23 protein-coding genes are annotated in these 25526 nt (G+C 46.4%); 8 read left to right on the plus strand and 15 right to left on the minus strand.

The window, feature by feature from the left end; all coding sequences use genetic code 11:
• Positions 1–2 precede the first annotated feature (2 nt).
• Both DF182_RS09330 and DF182_RS09335 read right to left on the minus strand, forming a co-directional pair.
• Positions 3–3434 (minus strand): TonB-dependent receptor, encoded by a 3432-nt coding sequence (locus DF182_RS09330; protein WP_113615365.1) that lies wholly within the window; start codon positions 3432–3434, stop codon positions 3–5.
• Between the two features lie 57 nt (positions 3435–3491).
• A complete protein-coding gene (locus tag DF182_RS09335) occupies positions 3492–4472 on the minus strand; it encodes a FecR family protein (protein WP_161964101.1) in 981 nt (326 codons plus the stop codon).
• A 144-nt stretch (positions 4473–4616) separates the two neighbouring features.
• On the opposite strand from DF182_RS09335, the gene DF182_RS09340 reads away from it, so the two are divergent.
• Positions 4617–5123 (plus strand): RNA polymerase sigma factor, encoded by a 507-nt coding sequence (locus tag DF182_RS09340; protein WP_113615367.1) that lies wholly within the window; start codon positions 4617–4619, stop codon positions 5121–5123.
• 8 nt (positions 5124–5131) lie between these two features.
• On the opposite strand, the gene DF182_RS32440 is transcribed toward DF182_RS09340, so the two are convergent.
• Positions 5132–5503 (minus strand): hypothetical protein, encoded by a 372-nt coding sequence (locus tag DF182_RS32440; protein WP_161964102.1) that lies wholly within the window; start codon positions 5501–5503, stop codon positions 5132–5134.
• A complete protein-coding gene (locus DF182_RS09345; RefSeq protein WP_113615368.1) occupies positions 5427–5687 on the minus strand; it encodes a hypothetical protein in 261 nt (86 codons plus the stop codon). Before DF182_RS09345 ends, DF182_RS32440 begins: the two co-directional genes overlap by 77 nt.
• Before the next feature lie 287 nt (positions 5688–5974).
• On the opposite strand from DF182_RS09345, the gene DF182_RS09350 reads away from it, so the two are divergent.
• Positions 5975–6946, plus strand: coding sequence for a calcium:proton antiporter (locus DF182_RS09350; protein WP_245957396.1), 972 nt, complete (start codon positions 5975–5977; stop codon positions 6944–6946).
• A gap of 31 nt (positions 6947–6977) precedes the next feature.
• Here DF182_RS09350 and DF182_RS09355 read toward each other — a convergent pair whose 3' ends face one another.
• Positions 6978–7361, minus strand: coding sequence for a hypothetical protein (locus tag DF182_RS09355; protein WP_113615370.1), 384 nt, complete (start codon positions 7359–7361; stop codon positions 6978–6980).
• Between the two features lie 315 nt (positions 7362–7676).
• Here DF182_RS09355 and DF182_RS09360 point away from each other — a divergent pair, with 315 nt between their 5' ends.
• Complete coding sequence (locus DF182_RS09360; RefSeq protein WP_147243392.1) at positions 7677–8687, plus strand: alpha/beta hydrolase family protein; 1011 nt, start codon at positions 7677–7679, stop codon at positions 8685–8687.
• Here DF182_RS09360 and DF182_RS32110 read toward each other — a convergent pair.
• Entirely contained in the window at positions 8632–8826 is a 195-nt protein-coding gene (locus DF182_RS32110; protein ID WP_147243393.1) for a hypothetical protein, read from the minus strand. The two genes, DF182_RS09360 and DF182_RS32110, sit on opposite strands and share 56 nt — an antisense overlap.
• Before the next feature lie 86 nt (positions 8827–8912).
• Between DF182_RS32110 and DF182_RS09365 the strand changes: the two genes are divergently transcribed.
• A complete protein-coding gene (locus DF182_RS09365) occupies positions 8913–9779 on the plus strand; it encodes a YXWGXW repeat-containing protein (protein WP_113615372.1) in 867 nt (288 codons plus the stop codon).
• A gap of 58 nt (positions 9780–9837) precedes the next feature.
• On the opposite strand, the gene DF182_RS09370 is transcribed toward DF182_RS09365, so the two are convergent.
• Positions 9838–10395, minus strand: a complete 558-nt coding sequence (locus DF182_RS09370; protein ID WP_161964103.1) for an RNA polymerase sigma factor — start codon at positions 10393–10395, stop codon at positions 9838–9840.
• A 125-nt stretch (positions 10396–10520) separates the two neighbouring features.
• Here DF182_RS09370 and DF182_RS09375 point away from each other — a divergent pair, with 125 nt between their 5' ends.
• From DF182_RS09375 to DF182_RS09390, 4 genes are all read left to right on the plus strand, one after another.
• Entirely contained in the window at positions 10521–11489 is a 969-nt protein-coding gene (locus DF182_RS09375; protein ID WP_113615374.1) for a FecR family protein, read from the plus strand.
• A 63-nt stretch (positions 11490–11552) separates the two neighbouring features.
• Entirely contained in the window at positions 11553–14948 is a 3396-nt protein-coding gene (locus DF182_RS09380) for a TonB-dependent receptor (RefSeq protein WP_113615375.1), read from the plus strand.
• A 10-nt stretch (positions 14949–14958) separates the two neighbouring features.
• Positions 14959–15783, plus strand: a complete 825-nt coding sequence (locus DF182_RS09385) for a DUF4397 domain-containing protein (protein WP_113615376.1) — start codon at positions 14959–14961, stop codon at positions 15781–15783.
• 14 nt (positions 15784–15797) lie between these two features.
• The gene (locus DF182_RS09390; protein ID WP_113615377.1) at positions 15798–17459 is read left to right on the plus strand and encodes a hypothetical protein; all 1662 of its coding nucleotides are present in this window, start codon (positions 15798–15800) and stop codon (positions 17457–17459) included.
• Between the two features lie 26 nt (positions 17460–17485).
• Here the strand turns inward: DF182_RS09390 and DF182_RS09395 are convergent, their stop codons facing one another.
• The 8 genes from DF182_RS09395 to DF182_RS09430 all read right to left on the minus strand — a co-directional run bounded on the left by DF182_RS09395 (position 17486) and on the right by DF182_RS09430 (position 25516).
• Complete coding sequence (locus DF182_RS09395; protein WP_113615378.1) at positions 17486–17731, minus strand: hypothetical protein; 246 nt, start codon at positions 17729–17731, stop codon at positions 17486–17488.
• A 27-nt stretch (positions 17732–17758) separates the two neighbouring features.
• Positions 17759–18406: a hypothetical protein gene (locus DF182_RS09400; protein WP_113615379.1), complete on the minus strand. Its 648-nt coding sequence runs from the start codon at positions 18404–18406 to the stop codon at positions 17759–17761.
• A gap of 18 nt (positions 18407–18424) precedes the next feature.
• Complete coding sequence (locus DF182_RS09405; RefSeq protein WP_113615380.1) at positions 18425–20461, minus strand: TonB-dependent receptor plug domain-containing protein; 2037 nt, start codon at positions 20459–20461, stop codon at positions 18425–18427.
• Between the two features lie 107 nt (positions 20462–20568).
• The gene (locus DF182_RS09410; RefSeq protein ID WP_113615381.1) at positions 20569–21276 is read right to left on the minus strand and encodes a LytR/AlgR family response regulator transcription factor; all 708 of its coding nucleotides are present in this window, start codon (positions 21274–21276) and stop codon (positions 20569–20571) included.
• Positions 21273–22298 carry a sensor histidine kinase gene (locus DF182_RS09415; RefSeq protein ID WP_113615382.1) on the minus strand — a complete coding sequence of 342 codons (1026 nt, stop codon included), beginning with the start codon at positions 22296–22298 and terminating at the stop codon, positions 21273–21275. Before DF182_RS09415 ends, DF182_RS09410 begins: the two co-directional genes overlap by 4 nt.
• 93 nt (positions 22299–22391) lie before the next feature.
• Positions 22392–23222: a hypothetical protein gene (locus DF182_RS09420; protein WP_113615383.1), complete on the minus strand. Its 831-nt coding sequence runs from the start codon at positions 23220–23222 to the stop codon at positions 22392–22394.
• 50 nt (positions 23223–23272) lie between these two features.
• A complete protein-coding gene (locus DF182_RS09425; protein WP_113615384.1) occupies positions 23273–24103 on the minus strand; it encodes a rhomboid family protein in 831 nt (276 codons plus the stop codon).
• A gap of 84 nt (positions 24104–24187) precedes the next feature.
• Positions 24188–25516: a RagB/SusD family nutrient uptake outer membrane protein gene (locus DF182_RS09430; RefSeq protein WP_113616828.1), complete on the minus strand. Its 1329-nt coding sequence runs from the start codon at positions 25514–25516 to the stop codon at positions 24188–24190.
• Positions 25517–25526 lie beyond the last annotated feature (10 nt).

A 25526-nucleotide genomic window follows, 5' to 3' on the forward strand; every position in this document is an offset into this window, starting at 1 on the left:
GTTTAGAAAGCATAGGTGAACCCCAACTGAAAATAGCGCCCGGGCTTATAACGGGTATAGATATTATCCCCTTCGTAGTAAGTCTGTCCCCGGCGGTTCTGCACAGGATACTCCTTGTTATACCGCTGATTGTAGTCGTGATCTTCCACGATACGATAAGCCTGATCCAACAGATTTTGAATGCTGAACTTCACTTTCAGTGATTTTACGATACGTTGTGTAATGGACAGGTCCAGCAGGTGCATCGGTAATTGTACCAGGTCGGGACGTGTACTGTTAAAGATGTTCTTGTCCTCTTGCGAAAACTGTACATCCTTGCTGGCAATAGATTTGGCATAGATCACCGGACCATTCACGTTATAGGTAACACCGATTTTGGTACCAGTGCCCGGATGTTCATAGAAAAGTCCTGCATTGATTACATAAGGCGCCTGCCCTTGTAAAGCCCTTCCGGACACTAACAAGGTATCCATGCCTACACCTGGGGTATAGTGATCTGTAACTAAGCGCTGGGTGGTACTTTTCACCCATGTACCATTTATTGCTATGCTCAGGCGCTTGAAGAAACCATCTCCCAGGAAAGCCAGGCTTTTTTTGATCTCCGCCTCCAGGCCATACACAGTAGCGTCCTTTGCATTGGCAAAACTGATCCCGGTAAAGCCATAACCATCTGCTAAACCGTTCTTTTCCTTACGCATACGTTCTATGGGATCCTGCAGGTGTTTGTAAAACACACCCAGACTAAATACCTCATTCTGTTCTGCGTTATGTGGATAATATTCCAAACGCAGATCATAATTATCAATGGTTGCGGTTACTACCTGCTGGCTACCTCTAATCAACTCATTGTTCACAAAATCGAAATCATCGTAAGGTGTTAACTCACGGAACTCAGGTCGGTTCACCGTACGCCCCCATCCGGTACGGACTACAAAGGCATCAGTCGGACGGTAGCTGAAATTGACGGAGGGGAGAATGGATGTTTTAGGATGATCAACAAATACGGTGCGGAGCGAACCATTATCTGCTGCAGTGGCACCAGCCAGCTTTTGCCGGTCATATTCCACACGCACACCACCGTTCAGCGTCAGTTTTTCATCAGGTGTTTTCCATGATCCCATGCCGTAGAAAGCATTATACTGCTCACTTGCAACATATTTATCCACCGGAGTAGTAGCATCGTATAGTTCCAGTCCGCTCTTGTTCTCCTGGAAATAATCGGTGCTCCATACCCGGTCGAGGTCCTGCAGATGGAAGTAGATCAGAGAGGGGTTACTCAGACCATACCCCTGAGGCCATCCAGCTCCACTACCTTCATTGCCAGGCATGCTGACTTCACCCGGTCCCAGTCCGCCCCTGTTTACCCGGAAGAAACGCCGGCTTACGTTCCTGCGTTTGAATGACAGGTAGGAACCTGCCTTCAGCTCCCACTGTTTGGAAGCATGAAAAGTATAGTCAACAGCACCATTATATACATCTTCATTGTTTTTTACATAAAGCCGGGAAACCATACCCAGAAAAGCATCGGCATCACTACCGTTAGTACCACGGGCTGTATAGGCCATCCCTGGCACATCAGAAGAATATTGACTAAATGCAGTCTTAAAACGGCTGATACGCTGATCAGGAACATTCTGCTGGTCATAGGTATATCCCAGGTTCCATTCCAGGCGTTGTTTGTGAGTACTGCCCCAGTCATGTGTGCCGCCCAGGTTGCCGGAATACAGAATACGTTGCTGGAAAGAGAGAAGAATATTTTTTTCCCGGTTATTCATGTACTGAGCGGAATCTATCCGTGGTGTAACATTGCCTTCTGCATCATTGATATTGGTAACCCTGCGGCCATCATTTACAAAGAAGTTTTTGAATTGCAGGGTATGACGCGGATTCAGCTTCAGCGTGAAGTTTTCCAGTACGTTGATCTTACCTGTTTCGGTGCTTTGTTTTGACCAGATACGCTGGTTATTCGTACCCAGGTTCAGGTCTGCATCTGCAGTCATGTAGGCATCTGTATTGCCGGTTTGCCGGTATACATCAAAACCGGTAGTTTCTTTTGTATAGGTAACGGAGCTCAGGTTATATAACCAGGCTTTACCCAGATGAAAGGCATTGTAATAGTTGAAGAATACCTGCATGTCCGGCGTACTGGTAGTACGTTGCGTTGACAACACAGGAGAAAATTCACGCAGGATATCAGCCTGAGATAAATGCCTGGTATCCTTGCCCGACTGGAAATAAGTAGGTGCGAGGTTTGGCATTTTACGGGTACCGTCGTCTATGCCCAGCCAGTCCAGTTTTCCGCCGCGGTAGCTGTCGATGTCCGTCATAGTGGAGCCAGGGCGGTGTGCCAGCTGAACGCCAATATCGATGTGTCTTACCGGCACCGCATTTTTCGTATATACTTTCACGGCAGCTCCGGCAAATTCTCCATTCAGATCAGGACGGGGTGATTTAAACACCAGGATCTTGTCGATGATACTACTGGGCAACAGGTCATAAGCAAATGCCTTGCTGTACATTTCTGTAGAAGGAGCGATATTATCATTCAGATACGTGATATTGTAACGTTCGTTCATCCCTCTTACCACAATAAAACGATTATCCACTACCGTTACACCGGAAATACGTTTTACCACTTCTGCGGCGTTACGGTCAGCGGTGCGGCCGATCAGTTCACTGGAGATACCGGATACCACACCGGTAGCGCCTCGCAGCTCATTCAGCAATTCTCTTTCTGTAGAATGTGTCACTGCTTTTACTCTGCGAACGCCCGATTGTACCACCACTTCCTCCAGTGTTTTACCTGCCTGCATTTTCACATCGGCTATCATCTCCCGGTCTGCCTGCAGGTGCAGCTGCTGCATAGTTCTTTTCTGGTAACCGGTATAGGTGATCACCAGGGTATATGTACCTGCTGGCACTTTTTTGAAATGGTAGTATCCTTTTTCGTCGGATATCACTGTTTGTGAAGCTTCCGGGATACTGATAGTAGCGCCGGGCAGTGGCTGTGAGGTTTCAAAGTCCACGATACGGCCTTTGATGGCACCATTACCCGCCGGCTGAACATTTTCCGGCTGATGACCGGACTTTCTAACGGCTACGGCTATATTATCATTAAGCATCGTGTATTCAAGTCCTGCTTTTTCCTGCAATGCAGTCAGTGCTTTGCCCAGCGGAATCTGCTGCCAGTGGATATCGCGTACCATAATAGCAGACAGCCTGTTCTTATCATAGGAAAAAACATAACCAGTTTGTTTCTGCAGGCCGGCAATCACGTCGGCCACGCTGGCCTTATCCATCTGCAGGGTCACATTACCTGCAAGACGGGCTACCTGGGCCGGAAGCCTGTTACCGGCCAGGCATAGCAATAGCAACAGCAATAGTTGCTGGCAGATGGAGCGGAGCCGCTTCCATCCGGAAGATACTTTCATCATTGTGTGTTTTGTTTGAGTCTTTTAGCTGATAGCCTGTTATTGTTTGGCGGGCATCATTCAGGAGTGTATGACGATTTCCTGGTCAGGCCCTATTTTGTATGACAACTGATAAATGAATAACAAATGGTGTAAAACCTGTTGCCAGGTTTCATATTTCCGATATACTGCCGTCACTGTTTTATTCCGTAGCAGGGCAGGGTCAGCTTCTATATGGATGCCATAGTAAGCTTCCAGTTTAGGCAAGGCTTCCGACAGCGGAAGCTGATTAAATACCAGTTGTCCTTTTACCCAGCCGGATACATCTGTGACGCTGGTTTTGCTCAGATGGTTTCCTTGATAATCAGCTTTGACAGTCTCCCCTGGTTGCAGGACTACAGCAGCTGTATTGCCGGATGGTGGCTGTTCTGTATCCTGTTGTACTTTTACACTACCTTTTACCAGGCTGATATATACTGCTGACTGTCCAGGTGTATTGTCAATGTTGAAAGCGGTACCCAATACCAATGTCTGTACTTTACCGGCTGTAACCCTGAATGGATGCGTTTCATCGGGAGCTACATCAAAGTAACCTTCACCCTGCAGCCGAACTTCGCGATGTTTACTATAATCTTTCCGGATGTATAATACTGCTTGTTTGTTGAGCCAGATCTTTGTCTGGTCTGGCAGTGTAAGCATCCGGGCATGTGCTGATGTATTGCTGATGCTGTCCCATTGCACTACAGCCAGCTGTGATGAAGAGGTCATTTGCCGGTGATTCAGCAGATAAAACAGGCCGGTAAGACCCGCAATGAATATCGAAGCGGCTGCCCACCAGATAACTGATTTACGTATAGCATGTATTCGTTTGCCTGTTGAAGGTAATTGCTGCAACCTGACACGTAAACGTGTAGCCATTTCCATTGGCATCTTAGTTTTATCCAATGGATTGTTTTGCATAAGGGCAGCAAGTTCCTCATTACCAGCTTCCTGCAACCAGGCGTCCAGTATTTCCAGCTCTTCCCGGGAAGCGGTGCCGGCCAGATATTTTTCCCAAATCATTACAGGCAATTGCATTCTGTTCCTTTCTTTCCATTAAACTGTCATTATGAGACCTTTTCCGCCAATGCCCAATGTGAACTTATTGTTAACAGACTATGGCCATACCGGAATAACTATAGTTTTGTAACCGTTATCCGCCTATCTATGTCCAGGAACGACGAAGTTGCATTCTTACAGGTATTTGAAACTACCCGGGATGGTTTATACCGGATCTTCCGGAAACTGACCACCGATGAGCATCAGGTGGAAGACCTGGTGCAGGAATGTTATCTTGAACTGTGGAAAAAATGGGAAGGATTGCAGGACCCTGTCAATTATGTATTCGGTATCGCCTATAATCAGGTGAAAGTATATCACCGCAAAAAAATCCGCGCTGCACTTACAATGATGGAACTTCCCGCAGATGCAGACAACCAGCCCGGTCAACTAAACCCCGACCAGCAATACCAACTGAAGGAAACACAAAACCGTCTGCAAAAAATCATGCAGGAATTATCTCCCGAAAAAAGAGTAGCATTTAATCTCATCCGTGAAGAAGAAAGATCGTATCAGGAAGCATCGCAACTATTGGGAGTACCTGTGAGCACGCTGGAGAAGCGGGTATCAGGGAGTTTGAAGGTGTTAAGAAAAATGATGAGATGTTTTTTTTAACCGCTGATTTATTTTGATGAAGCGGATGCTCCTGATAGTGGAGAAGAATGGACCAGAGTGTTTGAAGTCTTAATTCTCACAACACCTTTACCATCCCGTATAAACAGCCCTACGTCTCCTTTCTTTGTTTTCCCTACAAACAAACGCTCAGCTCCCAGGCTACCTTCGTCCACCATTTTACCAATAACTTCTTCTACCCTCTTATCTCCTTTAATTGATTTAACGGAATCGACTATACGATTAACTTTGGAGATGGGATATTCATCTGGCCGGTCCCAGAGCCTAAGACCATAAGAACGGTTTTTATTGGGGCCTTCCACATCCTGGGAATACTGTAGTGTCCTTTCCTTCTGCCATACCCGGATGTTGCCGCTCCGCATTGGAAATTACCAATTTTATAGTACCATCTTTTTCAATAACGTTGATTCGTTCTACATCTATCTCTTCGAAACGTTGTTTCCCGAAATCATTGCGGAATGCCATAAAAAGAAAGGCGATCAATAGCGTCGTAAGGATGAGAGAATAGAATTTCAGGAAGTGTACTTCCCGCATCAGTTTTTCCATTTTTTGATTAGATTTTATTGATAAAAAGAAAATATAACGTTGGCAATAATTAACTCATTACGGGGCATAGCACAATAACAACATTCTCATAAGCAAGGCAGTTAATCAACCGCCTGTAAATTTAAAATGAACCAATTAATTATTTTTTTGTAATTACGTATATGCCATACAAACACTTTCTATACAGACAATGGAAGATAGCCTTGCCTTTATGGAGCCTTATAAGCCCTTTAATTGGCCTGGCAATACTTGAGCTGACCGGAAGCACAAACAGTCCTGTTTTCTCTTTGTTAAAGGCTATATCACTAATCAGCATTGTATTGTCGGCAGTGCACCATGCCGAAGTGGTGGCACATAAGGTAGGAGAGCCTTATGGCACCCTGATTCTTGCGCTGGCCATCACCGTTATTGAAGTGTCATTGATTGTTTCCCTGATGCTGAGTGAAGGGACCCAGGGATCCACACTTGCCAGAGACACGGTATTTGCGGCGATTATGATATTGCTGACCGGCATCATAGGCTTGTGTTTGCTATTGGGTGGTTATCGCTACAAGGAACAGGTGTTTATCAAACAAGGTACCAATGCGGCATTGTCTACCCTTACCGCTATCTCTATCCTGACACTGGTGTTGCCCAATTTTACCACTACTACGCCTGGCCCCGTATATTCTTCCAGTCAGCTGCTGTTTGTAGCCATCATATCGCTGGTATTGTACGGAGGATTTGTGTCTGTGCAGACAGGAAGACACCGGGATTATTTTCTTCCGGAAGATGAAGAAGAATCCCACTCCGCTCCTCCCGATAACCTGACCACCTCCATCAGTATGGGGTTTCTGCTTATGTCGCTGGCATTGGTGGTAATGTTGTCTAAAAAGCTTTCTCCGGTGATTGAAACAATGGTAGTCAATCTGGGGGCTCCCAAAAGTCTGGTGGGTATTATCATTGCAGCAGTAATCCTGTTGCCCGAAGGACTGGCCGCTATCAGAGCCACCCGCCGCAACAGACTGCAGACCAGCCTGAACCTCGCACTGGGCTCTGCACTCGCCAGTATCGGACTGACAATCCCCGCAGTGGCCATCGTTACTGTCATTTCAGGCTTTAGCGTTACACTGGGTATCGATACCAAATCCACGCTGCTCCTGGTGTTATCGTTGTTCACCATCAGCATTTCTTTTAATGCAGGGCGTACCAATATCCTGCAAGGTGTTATCCTATTGGTAATACTGGCTACCTATCTGTTTACTACGATAGTGCCTTAGAAAGGGGAATAATCCGGGACACACTAAACCTTCATGCATCTTCGCCATCCAGCATTTTCCGGTACCGTGCAAAATAAAAAGCCATCGGTAACCCGAAAGAAGCCACCATCACAAAAAAGAGATCTATATCCCGCTTATCGAAGACTGTTATACCAAAACAAAGTGCAACCACCAAAGGGCCCAGAAAGAAAGATAACAGGGACAAAAAAAGATTGTTCCTGACGACAGCCAGCTTATTCAGGAAAATAGTGGTTGTAGACGTAGCCATACAGATCACACAAAAAGCAACCAATACATGACCCAGCCCATACATATCACTATTTCTTGCAGCCTCAGATAATTCAACAGTCTCCAGCCATAACAGCGAAACCACGCCGCTGCTAATCATTGCAGCAAACGCAGCGCTTAAAACCATGTTTTTTAAACGACGGGCTTCCATGTGTACCAGGTAGATTAACTCTTTTAAATATAATCATTTAAGATATTCCCGATTGCGTAAATTTTTTTTCGGATTAAATAAATCTGCCCATGGCGACCATAGTATCTTCATAACGGATACCATGCTATCTGTAGTCCTTATTGGCATGTATCTGTTACAACGAGCAATAATTTCGTATTGGAGAAAGGCTGGCTATTCCTGGCCGGCCCGTCATCCATCAGGAGTGGAGAAAGTAATATAACGGTAACGCATATTTGAATTATATTGGTATGCACCAATTATTCTTATCAAGTGAATATAAAATTCATCCTGCTCTGTTGTTTCCTGCTTACAACCAGACAACTGTATTCCCAGTCGCTGCCTGATGTATACGGTTACCGCCATCTGCAGACTGTTTTTAAGGGAGATACGGTAGATATCCTGATAAGATCAAAGAAAGGAGATGAACAGGTCCCCAAACCCCTCTTTCTGTTTTGCCAGGGCAGCCTGCCACAACCGCTGGTCATTCGGTATGATGACAACGGCCGGGAGTCAATCGGTAATGTTTTTGTATTTAACCCTGACAGCCTTGCACAACATTATCACCTGGCTATCATCAGCAAGGCATATGTTCCACTGATTGCAGATCATAAAAACCTCAACCCCGACTTCACCTACAGCGACAGCACCGGCCAGTTTCCCAAACAATACCTGGAAAGATACTACCTGGATTATTATGTAAACAGAAACATCGCTGTGATCCGTTTCCTGCAGCGGCAGCCCTGGATATCACAGAAGCAGCTGGTAGTAGCCGGCCATTCCGAAGGCAGTACCATCGCTGCCAAAATAGCTTCCGTATTTCCACGGGTAACTCATCTCATCTACTCCGGTGGAAACCCGCAAGGTCGTATGTTAACCATGATCACACGGGAACGGGCACACGAAACAGACAGTAGCAGTGGAGTACCCACCGCTTTCGACCGTTGGGAAAAAATATCAGCCGATCCACAGAATATGAATCGCTCATTTGGAGATTCCTATAAAGTGACCAACGACTTTTCTATCCCTCCGGCCCGTTACCTTAACCAGCTGAAGATTCCCGTCCTGATTACTTTTGGCACCCGTGATGCAGGAGTGCCCTACATCGATCTCTTTCATACAGAGATTATCCGTCTGCATAAAACCAACTTCACATTTAAAGAATATATCGGCACAGAACACAACTATTTTCCGCTGAAATCAAATGGGGAGCCAGATTATGATATCTTCAACTGGGACAAGGTGGCTGAAGACTGGCGTACATGGCTTCTTTCCCAGCGGTAGCTGCAGATAACCAGCCCAACAGCACCAGCAGGGCACTTATCCATGGTGTAGCCAGCAGGCCCAGCGGAGACTCCCCCCAACGGTGGAACCGATAGCCACCTAATTCCGGAATGATTGTTCCAAATTGTTTTTTTAACATTTCTACTCACTTAACAATGGAAAAATGGTTAAACCTCCTGAGCTAAAGGATGTCTAAGAAGTGAACTCAATCAATAAATACAGGTCATGAAAAAGATTGCCCTGATGCTTAGTACCCTGTTGGCGTTTGCAATACCCACACCACAGGCATTTGCACAAGTAAGCGTAGGTATTTCTGTTGGCATTGCACCACCGGCCATACCGGTTTATTCACAACCTCTCTGTCCGGGTGATGGTTTTATGTGGGTACCAGGTTATTGGGCCTATAGTAATCACTATTACTGGGTACCGGGTGTATGGGTAAGGGCTCCTTATGCGGGAGCACTCTGGACACCAGGCTACTGGGCATTAACAGGAGGACTTTATTGCTGGCACCCCGGCTATTGGGGTCCTCATATCGGATACTATGGCGGTATTAACTATGGATTCGGTTATTTCGGCGTAGGTTTTACAGGCGGTATGTGGCGAGGCAGTGTCTTCCATTACAATACTGCGGTAACAAGTGTCAACAGGACATTTGTTCATAATACCTACGTCAACAGGGAAGTCATCCGTAATTCAACAGTGATCAACAACCGCAGCAGTTTCACCCGGAACAACGTAGTCAACAATAATAACTTCAATCGTAACAACGTAGTCAACAATAACAATAATTTCAACCGAAACAACTTTAACCGTAACACAACCTTTAATAACAACCGCACCAATAATTTCACCCGTAATAACGTGGCCAACAATACCTTTAACAACCGGGCCAACGCTTCACGCGGAATGTGGAATGGTAATCACCAGGCCGGTATGACCAGACAGCCAATGGCGATGAGCAGGCAGTCACAAGGTAATTTTATGAGGCAACCGCAGCAAATGCAGCGGGGTGGTTTCCAACACGGCGGCGGCGGAATGGGCCACGGCTGGGGTGGTGGTGGCGGAATGGGCCACGGAAGACATAGATAATATACGATAGACCATACGGCTTGTAAAGTGAAGGCGTCTCAAAAGAGGCGCCTTTATTTTATAGTATTCTGTTAACCGCCACTACGATCAGTAACAGTTCATAATTAGTGAGCAGGTCATGTTTGAGTAAACGGATCGCTTTGCTCATATGTTTTTCCACCATACTAACGGAGATGGATAAACGCGAAGATATTTCACGATAAGATAGTCCTTCTTCGCGATGAAGCAGGTATACCTGTCTGCAATTGACCGGCAGCTGTGCTATCGATGCATCCAGCGCCAGCATAGGATTACGGCTACTTTCTGCAGGAGTAGACAGCAGTTGCTCTGCCTCTGCCTTTACTGTTTCCAGCCAGGTCATATCTTCTTTTATCCGCTTGCGTACTACATCCACCAGCAGGTTTCGGGCGATTGTTTTCAACAGTGGAAATGCATTCTCCACATCATACATATCATCCATCTTCTCCCATACTCTCAGATAACATTGTTGAAGCAAATCCTGCAACAGGTGGGTATCTTTTGTATACTGATGCAGGTATTGATACAGCCTGTCGCGGGAGGCGTGATATAGTCCGGTAAACACCTGTTCCTTATTATGCATAGCTGTATCCGACATAAGTTTTACAAAGATAGGCAGGCCATTATGGAATAATAATATTACCAAATTGTTAATTGCCATTCAGGTGATTGAGGTAAACAGTTGTTTCTACGTGTTGATAGTAGCACGTAAACAATAACGGCATGAAAGATCAGGATACCTGGCAAAGATATATTGATAAAACCGACAGCGAAGCAGCCAGAAAAGAGATGCTGGACTGGCTGCAATCCGCTTCCACCGAACAGCTGGAAGCCTCCCTGGACCAGGGCTGGGACCAGCCGGCAGGTACAATGCCGGCGGGAATGGCTGCAGCACTGGAGCAACAGCTCAGGCGACAGGGCGTGAAACTAACCTATCCGGCCCGTTCCCGCTATCTGCGTTATCTGGGCCGCACTGCTGCTGCAGCCTCCATTGCCCTGTTGGCGGGCAGTTTTTTCTGGTGGCAACGCCCGGCGAAAAAGCTGCAGCCCCTTGCTGTTCATAGCCGGCAGATAGCCAATAACAGCGCTCATGTGCGCAAGCTCACACTCTCCGATGGCAGCCAGATATGGCTGACACCCGGATCTTCTCTCTCTGTTCCTGATGATTATAATACCCAGGCACGTAACGTGACACTTAGCGGTGAAGGTTATTTTGAAGTAGCTCCTCAGACAGCTCCCTTCCGGGTAAATGCAGGTGGTCTGGAAGCTACGGTATTAGGCACCCACTTCAACATAGAAGCTTATCCAGGTGAGCATATTACCGGCATCGCCCTTTCTGCCGGCAGTATCTCTGTAAAAGTACGCCCCGACAGCTCCCTCGTGCTCACCCCTGGCCTTAAACTCACCTATCAGCAGGCCACCCACCGCTTCACCACCCGCCACTTTGTTTCCGAAAAAGAAACAGACTGGAAACGCGGTGCCCTCGTACTCGATGAGGTACCACTGGATGCAGCTTTCAGCAGACTCGAAAAACGGTTCAGCAAAAAGATTGTCTTTACCCCCTCTGCTCAGTCCAGGGCTCATTTTACAGCTACCTACCATACAGAAACACTGTCAGACATATTACAAAACATGGCTTTCATTTACGGATTCCAATACCAGGAAACCCGCGACACAGTCTTCATTCATTAATCACATAAAAAATGTCCCGCTGGCAGGCGGGACATCAAAAACAATTGTTTTTAAAGTTTACGTATGAACAAATTTAGACAAACCAATGCAAACCTGCTCAAAAGAAAATGGTGGCAGGCAGGGCTGGTATTATGGCTGCTGATTGCAGGCCATGCCTACGCCCAATCTCCGGCCATGGAACAACCGGTAACGCTAAATCTTAGCAATACCAACATGGCCACCGTGATGGCAGAAATAGACCGGCAAAGCGATTTCAGCTTTTCCTACGACCGCGCTTCCCTGAGTAGCGTAAAACTCAGTAATGTACACTGGAAAGCCGTATCACTGAAAAATGTGCTGTCGGAACTCAACCACACCTACGGCATACTCTTTCAGGTAAATGCCCACACCATTGCCGTTAAAACAGGCCCCAATACCAAACAGGAGGCCGGCAGCGGCACCATTCGCGGACGTGTGGTGGATTTCGAAACTTCCACCCCACTCCCCGGCGCCACCTTACAGCTGGAAGGCACTACCCTCGGTACCATCACCGACAGCAAAGGTTTTTATCAGCTGGCCAATGTGCCGGAAGGCACCTATACCCTGCTGACCACTTTCGTAGGATATCAGCGGGGCATCGTTTCCCGGGTACAGGTCCGCAATAATCAGTCTGCATCCTATGATATCAAAATGCAGACCGGTGGCGCCCTGAAGGAAGTAGTGATCGGCAGTGGCACCCGTAAGGTAAGAGCCGTTACCCACAGCACCGAACAACAGTTGCTCCAGGAGATCAAAGGCGCCACCGGCGTAGTATCCGGTATATCCAATGAACTGATCGCCAAAACTGCCGACCGCAATGCCGCAGAAATCGTAAAACGTATCTCCGGCATCACCGTAGTGGACGACCGTTTTATCGTAGTACGCGGTATGAACGAAAGATATAATATCACTTACCTGAATGGTAACGTTGCCCCCTCTACGGAGTTGTACAACAAAGCTTTCGCCTACGACCTGCTCCCCTCCAGCATAATCGATAAAATACTGGTATACAAATCACCAGTGGCCGACCTCGTAGGCGACTATGCCGGTGCAGCCGTAAAGGTATTCACTAAAAATGCCATGCCCGTAAAACACTTCGACATAGGCGTACAGCTGGGCTATCGTGATGGTACCAGCATGCGCAACGTAGACAGCCACAACGGCGGCAAACTGGACTTCCTCGGCATCGACGATGGTACCCGCAAACTACCTGGATTTTCACCCGGCGTCTTTGCAAGTAATCAACACATCGCCACCAATGCACTGCCCCAACATGAATGGCTCAACGGCTTTTCCTCTACCCTCATGCCCGGCAAACGTTATGCAGGCCCCGACATGCAACTCTTTGCCAACTATTACAACAGCTGGCAGCTGGGGAAAGCCAGACTGTATGATCTTACCTCCGTCACCTATACAAAAGAAACAGCAGCTACAGAAATGTACCGCCAGTCAGGCAATACCAACGCCTACATGCTCGACACCGTGATGGGACAGGCATACGGTGACAACAACAAAATATCAATAGGCCACCAGACTACAGAAACCGGTAAAATCAATGTACTGGAAAACCTCACCTTAAAACTCAATGACCGTCATCAGCTGGCCCTGCTCAACTTTTTTGTCAACGATGGCAAACGGTTTACGAGCATCAGCAGCACAATACCCAATGCACTACCCGAATACTACGCGAACCTGCCGTTCCGGCTTAAACAGGATATGAATCTCTCCTTTCAGCAGCGGATGTTGTATTCCGGCAACCTGAACGGCACCCATTTCCTGGGAGCAAAAAAACAACATGAACTTACCTGGAACCTGGGATATACACATGACCTGCAAAACGTACCTGACCAACGGATGCTGCATTTCGTGAACGGAGATGCCCAATATCCCGACTCCGTCACCTGGATTCCGGCCGGCTCCAATGTCAGCAGATCAACCACCTACCAGGGCATGGTTTCGAGACTCTATATCAAAAACCTGGAACAGGTATACAACGGCTCAGTGGACTACACTCTTCATCTCCAGCCCAATCTCTACGTAAAAGCCGGCGGGTACCAGCTCTTTAAGGTTAGACAAGTGGGACGCCGTTTCTTCCGGGTAAACAGGGCCGGGCTTCAGTCAGATGAGCTGGAAGCCGGGCCAGGTAACACTGATTATCTGAAATGGAATACCGGATTTGGCTATAACAATGTCTCCCTCCTGCACTACCATCTATCTGACCTGCCCCGGTTATGGAACAGCCACTACTTCCCTGACGACAATACCGGCCTCGCCGTATACGACGCCACCACGCCGATGGACGCCTATACCGCCAGTGAACAGTATAATGCCTTTTACCTGATGGGCGACTGGAAAGCAGCCAAAGAACGCCTCACACTGAATGCCGGCCTGCGCATGGAATATGACCGGCAGCGCCTCGCAGGAGCCAAAGACGGCGCCACCGGAAAAAACACAGTGGAAATGGTCAATGTAGATCATAAAAAGACTGTCCTGCTGCCTTCTGTTAATATCAGCTTCCGGCCCCAAAATACCCTGGTGCTCCGCGCTGGCTATGGCCGCAACGTTAACCGGCCAGACTTCCGGGAATTAACACCTTACACCGATTACGACTTCTCCCGCAATGAAGAAATAAAAGGAAACCCAAGAGTGATAACTGCCGAAATCGACAACCTCGATCTGCGCGCCGAACTATATCCCAAAACCAATAACGAGGTGATCAACGTAGGCGTTTTTTATAAACACATCAAACATCCGATTGAAAAAATGCGGGATGAAGTTACTAGTGATGAAATGCACGACGGATGGGGATTCAACAGGATCACCTACGACAATTCCGTTAGCGCCAACATCATGGGTATTGAAGCGGAAATCAAAAAAAGTCTCTCGTTTATTCCCGGTAATGTCTTCAAACACTTGTCTGTAGTTCTGAATGGCACTTTCATCAAAAGCAATACAGAAAGACGCCAAACTCATGACAACGCCTCTAATGACAGCCTGCACAAATCAGGTGGTCCTTTACAGGGACAAGCGCCCTATATCGCGAATGCCGGATTATTCTATGAAAATGTGGCTACCGGCACCAAGGCAGGACTGGTATACAACGTAAGTGGCCCCAGTATCTACGCCAAAAGTATTCGTACACTGGCTGATTCCACCGCTAACGATACCTATATCCGTCCGGACCTGCTGCAGCTGCCCACACATCTGCTGGACCTCTCCATTACCCAACGTATCATAAAATCACTGCAAGTAAAATTGAGTATCCAGAACCTGCTGGATCAAAGCTACCGCATTGTGGAAGATCAGAATTTTAACCAGCGCTACGACAAAGAAGTAGAAGTAGAAAGAAAAGATGGCAAAAAATACTTCAGTGGCGATAACATCTATACCAGATACAAACCCGGTAGGTATATCCTGCTGCAGTTTACCTACACTTTTTAAAAAATAAGTTATGAATAAGTATACTCTACTTCTGTTAATAATACTCACCGGCATGCTGCATGCCTGTAACAAGGACGTTACACTCCCGGATGAGGCAGCAAAAGGACAGATCAGCTTTTACTTTGCCTCCACAGCACTGACCAATGGGGCTGAAGTAAGGGGCTCCAAAGGTTATCTGGTATTGATAGACAGCCGCGACAGCAGCTATCGTCCGCCTAAAGATATCTTCTCCTCCATTTATCCTTTTCTGTATAATCCATCTCAAAGATCCACCACTTACCCGCAAACGAAGACCAGCTGGATTCAATTTATGGCACTGGATGCCGGCCAGCATCAGTTGTCCCTTAAAGACACCTCCTCCCGCTTGCTGGACAGTGTGAAATTTACGCTGGATGCAGACAAACCGGCGATAGTATTTTATGGCGACAGTATCGGTAATTACAGCCATATCATTGCTGCCGATCCGTTTGTTGCCGATACAGGCAAAATCGGCATCAGGATTATTAATCTCAGCCCGTTTACCGGCCCGGTGTATATGACCCTGAACAAAGTCGTGCCCCCTGGCCTGCCAGCATATACCCAATACATGGACCATACCGGATTTCTTCCAATGGCATTGAGTACACCACAAACCTTCAACATCAAAGTATACCGGTATGGTGATGATAAAAATTTTCTCACCCGTGGTACACTGGAAGCTATTCCCGGTCACGCCTATACGCTGATAATCAGTGGTTATTCAGATAATAACCCGGGAAGCTATAAGGATCCCCTAACCGGTGCCAATGTAAGTCTCAGTAATAACTTCTCTCTTGCCGTCATAAAAACATTCTAATTAAAAAACTACAGATGAAACAGGTATTAACATTATTAAGTCTTTGCCTGCTCTTTTGGTGCGGCTGCAAAAAAGTAGATGATCACGCAGCCCAGGTGGCAGATCAACCGTGGTTCTCTGAGCAATATACCCAGTTCACTGGTAGCCGTCTCGCGCCCATCAACTGGACTTACCCTTCTTCTCTTATTGTTGGCGATACGGCCACGCTGGTAGGAAAATTATTCCCAACCCGTACCGGCACTGTAATCAGCGTAGGTAATGTGCCCATCAAAATAATAGATACAGCACAGCTGACACCACGATACACAACTTACAGCGAGCAAGGGCAAATCGATGCCGTACGCTTTGTGGTAACCCGTGAAATGGGTGCCGGCGACAACAGACCTGTTACAGTCACTGCTAATGGTGTTACCGTTTATGGTCCTTCTGTAAGCATCAAACTGATAGGTGGCAGCAGCCTGCGCACGGATACTACGCTATGGGTAGATCAGCTTGCGCAATGGACACCGGACAACCTGAGTGATTATCAGAAAAAAAATTACAATCTTATCCGTTCAGTCCATACAGACATGTTCGGTAATATTTACTTTGACAATCAATTATCTATCCAATCGTTCCGTAACGGCAACTTTACCACCATTCTCAAAGCCGGAGACGCTTTAAAGGACAGTAAAAACAGTAGCTTCAGCATAAAATACATACTGGGTAGTACCATTACCTTTACCGGAGATGTATTATACTTCACCACAGAAACAACTGAAGATGTTCCGGAAGCCGCACAAAACTATATCTTCCGTTTGTGCAAAATGGATCTGGCCAGCAAGACTATAACTACCATCAACCGCACATTGGTAACCCAAAACGCCACCACTGCCGAAACCAACACCATACTGCAGGGAGAGATATCCCAACTAAAAATAGTGGCGATGCGTCTGAATACAGATGTTAATAACAATCTTTATTACACCAATTATTATGCACCTGAAGTAGCTTCCGGAAACCATGCCAGATGGTATAACTATGTAGGCGGAAACTTCAGCGGACAAGTTGGCCAGGAACCAATCAATGGTATTATAATGGTGTCTAAAATGGACCCTGCCGGGCAGGTACGGGGTATAATGAGCTGGAAGCAATGGTTCCCCTCTATTGGCATTCCGGTATCCACCGGCTATTATTCGCTTGATCCAAGCGGCAAATTCCTGTATGGATACTATTCCTCTAACTGGATTTCCTATAATGGTATTCAGTATAATATTCCTGAAGACGACCAGGGTGTAACCCTGAAATCCAACCAAACTCAATTTGCATATCACTCCTATGAAACCAATCCCGAATACAAGATGACCGGAACGTTTGCCGCATTTGGTGTGAGCCCGGCTAGTACGGTGTTAAACAACAATATACAGCTGGCAAATGGTACTACCCTGATAAGACAAAGCCACATACTTGAGTGCTACGATATTCCTTCCCAAAGCACCTATACTTATGCAGGTGTGGAAGCAGGAATAAATCAAACGATAAGTGAGCAGAATCAAACAACCGGATTAGCCAAATGGGTTGACTTTTCAGGGGTATCACTCATTGGTCAGGATAAAAGTGGGGCATTGTATTTTTTCCGCGGAAACAAAGCAGACAATCCGCCCATCTTCTACAAACTCTACCCTAAAAAACAATAAAACAACAACAGAGGGCTGACCATTGGTCAGCCCTGTTTTTCTGTATGCACCTGCTGTCCGCAACCCCGCCAACCATCGCTAAACTGACGAAAAGCTGCGCGCATCAATAATACATTCATACCGATAAAGAGTACAATAACAAGTATCGCAGCCACTTTGGAGATATTCGCCAATACCCGCTTCCGGGAGAAACCACCAAAGATATAACCGATAATAAATACCATACAGGCTGCAAAAAGTATCCTGAGAAGGATAAGAAAGGGAAAGATCATTTTTTTGATTTTTTAATTTGAAAACACTCACCTGAACTTGCTCAGCAACGCCTCGTTTTCAGCTTTACCCCAGTGAGGTGTATCTCCGGTCTGTTCTTTTGCCAGCAATGCCAGGCTTTTTCCTGCCAGCTCTTTAGCCAGCTGTTTATCACCACCCCATAACTTAGGCGTATAATATTTTACCCATGCCTGTACATACAATGCCCTGGGATTCTCCGGCGCCAGCTGACGCGCTACCTGCAGATATTTTTCAGACAATGAACCATACTTACGACCATAAGTCATCGGATTGATAAATACTTTTGTACGATACACCATGCTCATCACGGTATATATTTCAGATGACCATGCTTTGTGAGATGCACTATCCACCAGCGATACAGCCCGGTTAATCTGTTCTTCTCCTTTGTTGCTATAAGGCTCTATCTTCTCTCCGTCATCCTGATATAAAAAACCGATCCTCGCATTGCAATAGGCAGCGTAATACCACGGTAGCCAGAACTGAGGCTGTTTTTCCGCCAGTGACACAAATGTTTTTTCTAATGCTTCAAAGTCCTTTACAGCGGCTGCTTTATCCAGCTGGCGCACAGCTTCGCCCAGAGAAGCCGGCTGTTGAGCCCACACTATGGCCGAGAAAGAAAACAGCATCAGCAGTGACAAGATTGTTTTTTTCATTTTTAATGAATTTTCTGGTTATAAATTATTGTTGATAAAATCATCGGTACGGTCTATTCCCAGCGTCATAAAGAAGCCAATGAAATAGGTTCTACTGGACGGCAACATTATCGGCACCCTATGCTGACCGTTGTAACTGTAGTTGTAGCCAAACACCTGTTTGGTGCCCAGCAGGTTATTCACACCCAGCGCAAAACCTGAAAAGTCTTTATGTCTCCACTTAGGGAATAAGGAAAGCATATGCGAAAGATGCAGATTCACTACACTATAGGGCTTTGTAGTTCCCTCGTCATACAACTGCCAGCCGTTATTGAAACGAATATCATAGTATGGCCTTCCCGCCGCTAACGCATAGGACACGTTCACACCAGTAGATATGTCCGGGAAAAACTTCTTCACGGCGATGGTCATCGTATGTGGCGAAGCAAAGCCAGGCTTCAGCTCCATCGGAAAATTGAGATAATCTCTTTTCGTATCCAGAAAAGTATAAGTAACCCAATAGTCCATATTTTTAAACGTTTTTTTATCACGGAAAAACAATTCAACACCTTTCGCATATCCGTTACCGTTAGACTCACTCTGTGGTAACAACTTCACCAAATGATCATAGATTTTGTAATAGGCTTCCACGCGGAAAAACCGGTTATGGGCACGCCTGGTATAGTTGAGTACATAGTGAGCAGCCTGGGAAAGCGACAACGTTCTGTTGTGGTATAAAAAGTCGTTGAGGGGTTCCTGATAGAATATGCCATAGGCAAGATTTAGCTGACTTTCTTCACTCAGCCTCCAGCCAATACTCAATCTCGGAGCTAGCGACCATTGTTTTAAGAGAGAAGTGTGCTCCAGCCGTAAACCCACTTTGGCAGCCACATTATGGGCGATATAAATATCTCCTTCTGCAAAGGCAGCAGACAGCTGGTCTGTGAGTGTTATGGCACTGTCGTTCGTATAGCCTTTATCTTTAGTATAAAATTGTTCTGCTCCAAACCGGATTGCCTGCACCCCTGGCAGAAAGCGAGTGAAAACCACCCTTGCCTGGGCAAAGTCAGAACCTATATTACTGCTGGCGTTTTTAGCCAGGAAAGGCAGTTCCGGCAGTACGACCGTATTTTTTGATTCATCCACCAGACTGCGTATTGTATTCACTTTGTTGTAGCTATAGGCCAGCCCTGTTTCCATCTTCCAGTGTTCGCCAAATGAATTGCGGTAACTCAGGTTGGTATAAAAATTATCTCCTTTCACCTGATATCCGGAGCGTAGCGCAGCACTGTCAATATCCGGATTATACATCCCTACTGCACTGTGGCTCCATACTGTATACACTTTAAGCATACCGGTACGGCCTGTTTTAATACGGAAGTTGGCATTGCCTTCCACATAGGCAGGGCCCAGAAAATAATCCGGAACATGTGGTACCAGTGAATTATACAATGATTGATTGGAGTAGTTGAACCCCAGTCCGTAACTACTGCGGTTGTCTTTGGCGAGGTGTTGCAAACCCGCGCCCTGATTGGAAGGGAACAAATACAGGCTGGCAGAGGATTTCTCCGGCAGGTCTACACTTTCCAGTATCAGGGCACTGCTCATGGCCTGTCCATACAGGGCGGAATAACCTCCGGAGCTGAACAGTATTCCTTTAAAGAGGAAGGGATTAATACGTGCGCCCTGCGGAATGCCAGGCACTGCCGGGTAGTTGGGGTATTTAAACAACGTACCATCAATAAACTGTTTTGTTTCGTCGCTGGTGCCACCTCTTACAAAAAGACCTTCCTGATCTCCGATCTGTTGAACACCAGGTAGTGACCGCAATGCCTGAGAAAGGTCTCCATTGTTGCCCGCCACTGTCAACGCATCCATGGGTGTAAGGGAAGCACCCTTGGCCTTGTCGCTGGCTTCAAAAGCGCCGGCATTTACTGTCACCTGTTTCAACGAACGGGAGGTCCCCCGGACAACGGTATCCTGCGGCGCTTTGCCGGCGCTGTCTTTAGGGAGGCCTTGTGCATTGACAATGGTGGGCAGCATTGTCAGAAAAATCCATCTGATATATTTTGCCATCGCTGGTAGTATTATCTGCCCACAAAGCTAGTGGGTAGTACAACCGCCATTCCGGCAAAGAGACTATAAAGGGAAGTGTCGCGACAAGACGGAAAAGTCTGCGTATTTTAATTTTCAGGACCTGCTACAATACGGTTGATATTCTCTTTGAAAAAATCGCTGACAGGAATTTCTTTTTCACCCACACAAACCAGATCACGTTTGACAGCCGTAATTTTTTTCACGGCCACCAGATAGGATTTATGTGTGCGGACAAAAGCTTCAACAGGCAATTTTTCCATGATTGCTTTCATGGTCATGCGTGTGAGTATGGGTTTGGGAGAAGATGACAGGTGGATTTTGATATAGTCTTTTAACCCTTCTATATATTCAATATCGTCTACAACGACTTTCACTTGTGTGTATTCCACATTGACAAAAAAGTCAGTTAACGTTTTAACAGGCACAGGGGTTTGTTGTAAACGGAATAGTTCGTTGGCGCGGTTGCAGGCTTTGAGGAAACGTTCGAAGCTAAAGGGTTTCAGCAGATAATCGACTACCTGCAAATTATAGCCTTCCAGTGCATATTTTTCATAGGCAGTCACCAGAATCACCAGTGGCGGGTGTTTCAGCGACTGCAGGAATTGCAGGCCGCTGAGACGAGGCATCTGTATATCCAGGAAGATCAGGTCTACAGATTCCTTTTGCAACACTTCCATGGCCTCCAGTGCGTTTTTACAGGTAGCCACCAGTTGCAGGAAAGGTATCTGTCGGATATTGTCTTCCAACAGTTCCCGCACCAGTTGTTCATCATCTACAGCAATACAACGCATCATATAAGCTTCAACGTTAGGTGAATATGAAACCGGTTATGATCATCATTGACAGTCAGATGGTAGTGATCACGGTACAACAGCTCCAGCCTTGATTTGACATTGACCAGTCCTATACCGGAACTCTCATCCTTACTGATATCCTGTACCGGATCGTATTGATTCTCCACTTCAAAGGTAAGCACATCTTCCCTAACAACAGACAGCCGGATATGAATAACAGGATCCAATACGCCGGTACCATGTTTGAAAGCGTTTTCCACAAAAGGGATGAGCAGCATAGGTTCTATCATATAACCTTCCAGCGCGGCAGCTGGAGGCGTATCACATTCGATCGTTACATCACTGCCAAAACGAAGCTGCTGCAAGGCAATATAACTGTTGAGATAGTCAACTTCCTTTGACAGTGCTACTTTGGTTCCGCCTGCATCATACAGCATATAACGCATCAGCTCTGATAACATAATCAGAGAAGTTTCCAATCTGTCGGATTTTTTTCGGGCCAGTGACACCAGGTTGGTCAGCACGTTAAAAAGAAAATGCGGGCTGATCTGCGAACGCAGAAACTTCAGTTCTGTAGCCAGTTGCGCGGCCTCTTTTTCTTTCTGCTTTTTTTCTTCGTATATGCGATCGAGTATCTTTCGGTATACCAGGCTGATAATAAACACTGCCACAGAGGGCGCAAATACAAAACGATAGGCAGCGGTGTTCTTCAGGAGCTCCGGAAACCACCACGCCATAATCCGGTATTTCAACTGAAAAGAAACTATCAGCATCAGGAGAACGGCAATAATATACAGCCACCAATAACGCCGGTTCATCAACCGTGGATACAGATAAAAAGCATTGCCATAAAATATGGCCATATGGATCACACCGGCAATGGTAAAGAAAGGTCCGGGAATAGGGCCTATGCTATAATTACTTTCGGCAGAAGATACTGCATACGGCAGGAACAACAGCATGCCCCAGATGAGTGCATGCAGTATCACGTTAATATATGCGGATGTCGGGAATGCTTTCATTTACAGTATAAATATACGGCAAAGTGCCTTCCTTCCCTTCCGGCAAAACCCGGTATGCGACTACACGGCAAAATGTGCAGACAAAACGGGCATTTATTCGTAGGATATATAAGTTGTCTGGCCGGTTATATTACCGCCATTAGTGACGATTTTCACCGGATATCCTGCATGATTATACTCATAGCTGTATTGCTGCACCAGCTCGATGGTATTACCGATAGCGATATTCATTTTTATAACATTGTTCGGGGAAACCAGGTCAGCAAACCGTTGCAGAGCAGGCAGTACCATCCCGTATTTTTTATACATCGCATAAAAAGGGTTGGGGTGGTTATCATACTGATAGGTGATCTTCACTACAATTTCCCTCGGAATACCGGGAGTAGACACAAAATCACGGACATAGGCAATCGCCTTGCTGATATTGCCTTTGGCATCATATTCAAATTTCACGGAAGTGTAGTAAGCCGTATTCCATTTGCCAGGCATGAAGGTCAGCGAATCCAGGCGGCTGGTGACATAGTTGTAGCCATAGCTGCTCAATACATTTCCGTTTTCAAAGTGTTCGGAATCAACGCCTTTTCCCGTAGTTGTTTTGGAAAAGGTATACAGGGAATCGGCAATGCTGCCGCTGCAAATATTACCGGTCCATGTATAGGTGCTTTTATAAATATACCCGCTGATAATATTGTTCACCGTATCACTATGCTCAATACGGCTGCTGATAATACGGCCACTATTATCATAGGTAAATGTTTCGTTTCCAATGGCCACCAGGCGGTCGCCCTGGTATTTGAAAGGAGGGATATCTGAGATAGCAGTAATTTTCACACTGGAATAATCATTGGGGCTATTGTCATTATTCTTTTTGCAGGCTCCCAGGAGTAGTACAGCGAAACACAAAACAGCGCTAAATGATTTCATATAAAGGCATAAGGTTTTAACAAAATAGAGAAATAATAATTGCAGCAAGGTTATCTTTCGGCGTACTGCTGCAGCTTCAGCCGTTCTTCTTCTGAAAGACTACTGATACCATTGTGATGAATCTTCTCAAGTATAGTATCTATCTCCTGTTGCTGTATGGTACGCTGCTGATTATACAAATCATCGACGTTCCGGTAATGTTTTGCAGCATTGTTATCAGTAAGCAGTACATGTGGTTTACGGAAGAGTACATACAGAAACACCAGACAAGGCAGTGTCATCGCCAGTAAAGGCAGGTAGTTTTCTTTCACCACTTCCGGATGCAGACAGATAGCAAAGAGCAGTCCGATGAAAGCGCCTCCCAGGTGGGCCTCATGGGCTGTACTATCATCGTCTGATTTAATTTTCATGATAGTATACAGCGTATATCCGGCACCGTATATCCAGCCGGGGATATACAACGGTATGCCGAAAAAGCTGATATCCATACCCGGGAACAGTGCGATGGAAGCGAAGATGATACCACATACCGCTCCGGACGCGCCTACAGCACTATAATCCCCATGATGACGATGAACAAACAGCAATAACAGGTTACCACCTACCATGCTGGTCATATAAATGAACAGAAAATATTTGATGCCTAACACCACTTCCACTGCGCCACTGAAAAAACAGAGCGACATCATGTTAAAAATCAGATGCATCCAGCTGGTATGCAGGAAGCCGGAAGTTACCAGACGTCCATATTCCTTGTGGATCAGTATTTCATCCACAATAAAAGAATGGTTGTAGTAAAAAGCGGTGTTTTTAAATCCTTTATAGGACACCACCAGATTCAACAGGATCAACACCAGGGTTACAATGCCGATATCATTCATGGCAACAGGACATTAAGGGTACAGGATAAAAATATGAACGGCAGTCAGTATACCTGGCTGCCGTTCATAAAGATAATACAACTATCAGAAAATAGGATCAGGCGGTGTATTGGTATTATCATTTCTTTCTACAAAAGGATAAGGGAAGAAATTACGTTTCCGCTCAGCAACAGGGCGGCCGAAACGCCTTTCATCTTCCACTTCCTGCCCCGACATAAACATCTCGATGCGACGGTTTCTGTATATCTGCGTCAGCAGGTCAGGGATATTGCCAACCGCAACAGGCGGCAGGCTGGCCCCTACACCAAACGGGTCCTGTGCCGGCGTTTTGGTCACTACTTTATTCAGCTCTGTCAGCCCCTGTGCCAGATTGTTCATACGGGCATAACATTCAGCTTTGATCAGCGTAATTTCTCCGGGCAGAAATACCGGGATGGACTGGATATTGGTGGTAAAGAAGCCGCCGATTGCAAATTTGGTAGGTTTGCCATTAGGAGGCCGGGAGATATAAAAAGGTATGCGTGCATCTGCCAGGTCCGGCTGTATGCCCACAGGCAGGCCCATAGTAGAATCCACCACCTGATAAATATTGCTGGTAGACGCTACCAGTATAAAAATAGGATTGGGTACCTGTGGGTTAAAGTTGAAGGTACTGATACCAGCGGCCGTAAGATCTACTTTATTGGCTGCATCCAGCGCAGTGGCATAGTCGCCGGCACAGAGTGCATAACGCGCCTTGAGTGCATAGAGGGTATTAACGATATTGATACCCTTGGGTATATTAGGCGCAAAGTTGGCGCCTATCGGCGTAGCGGCAATGGTATTGAGTGCGTTGTCGATAGTGCGTACCGCCCTCGCATACCCTTGCTGGGCCGGGATAAAATGAACAGCGCCCGTCTGGTTGTCTGGCTGGCTGGTGGTGTCAGGCACCTGCTCCCAGTAATTGGCTTGTACCCCCAGCGCCAGCGCCTTAAAAATGGAAGTATAGGCAATCAATCCGCTGGCAAAGCCTTTATCAGCCACCACACTATTGGTCTTATTGAGCACCTTGTCTGCTTCATAGGCTATTTTATTTGTCACAGACCACATACCGGTTACCACCACATTGTTATTGAGCAGGGTATTGCCGCCGGTGGCCAGCTGGCCTTCATCTGCGTTACCAGGGTTGGTAACGAATGTTTCACCGGTCAATAAGCTGCCGGAGGTAGTGGTGGTATATATCAGTCCTATCCTGTCTTTTACATACCAGGCCTGTAAGCCCACGGCCACATCGGTGAGTGCCTGGGGGGAACTGTAAGCCTGGTCCAGGGAAGGCCCTGAAGGGTCCTGGTAATCTTTTTTGCAGGCAGTCATAACACACAACATCAGTGCTGCCATGACCAAATATTTATAGAGCGCAATATATCGTTTCATGATCATCTGT

It is taken from the genome of Chitinophaga flava, assembly GCF_003308995.1.
Lineage (GTDB): Bacteria > Bacteroidota > Bacteroidia > Chitinophagales > Chitinophagaceae > Chitinophaga > Chitinophaga flava.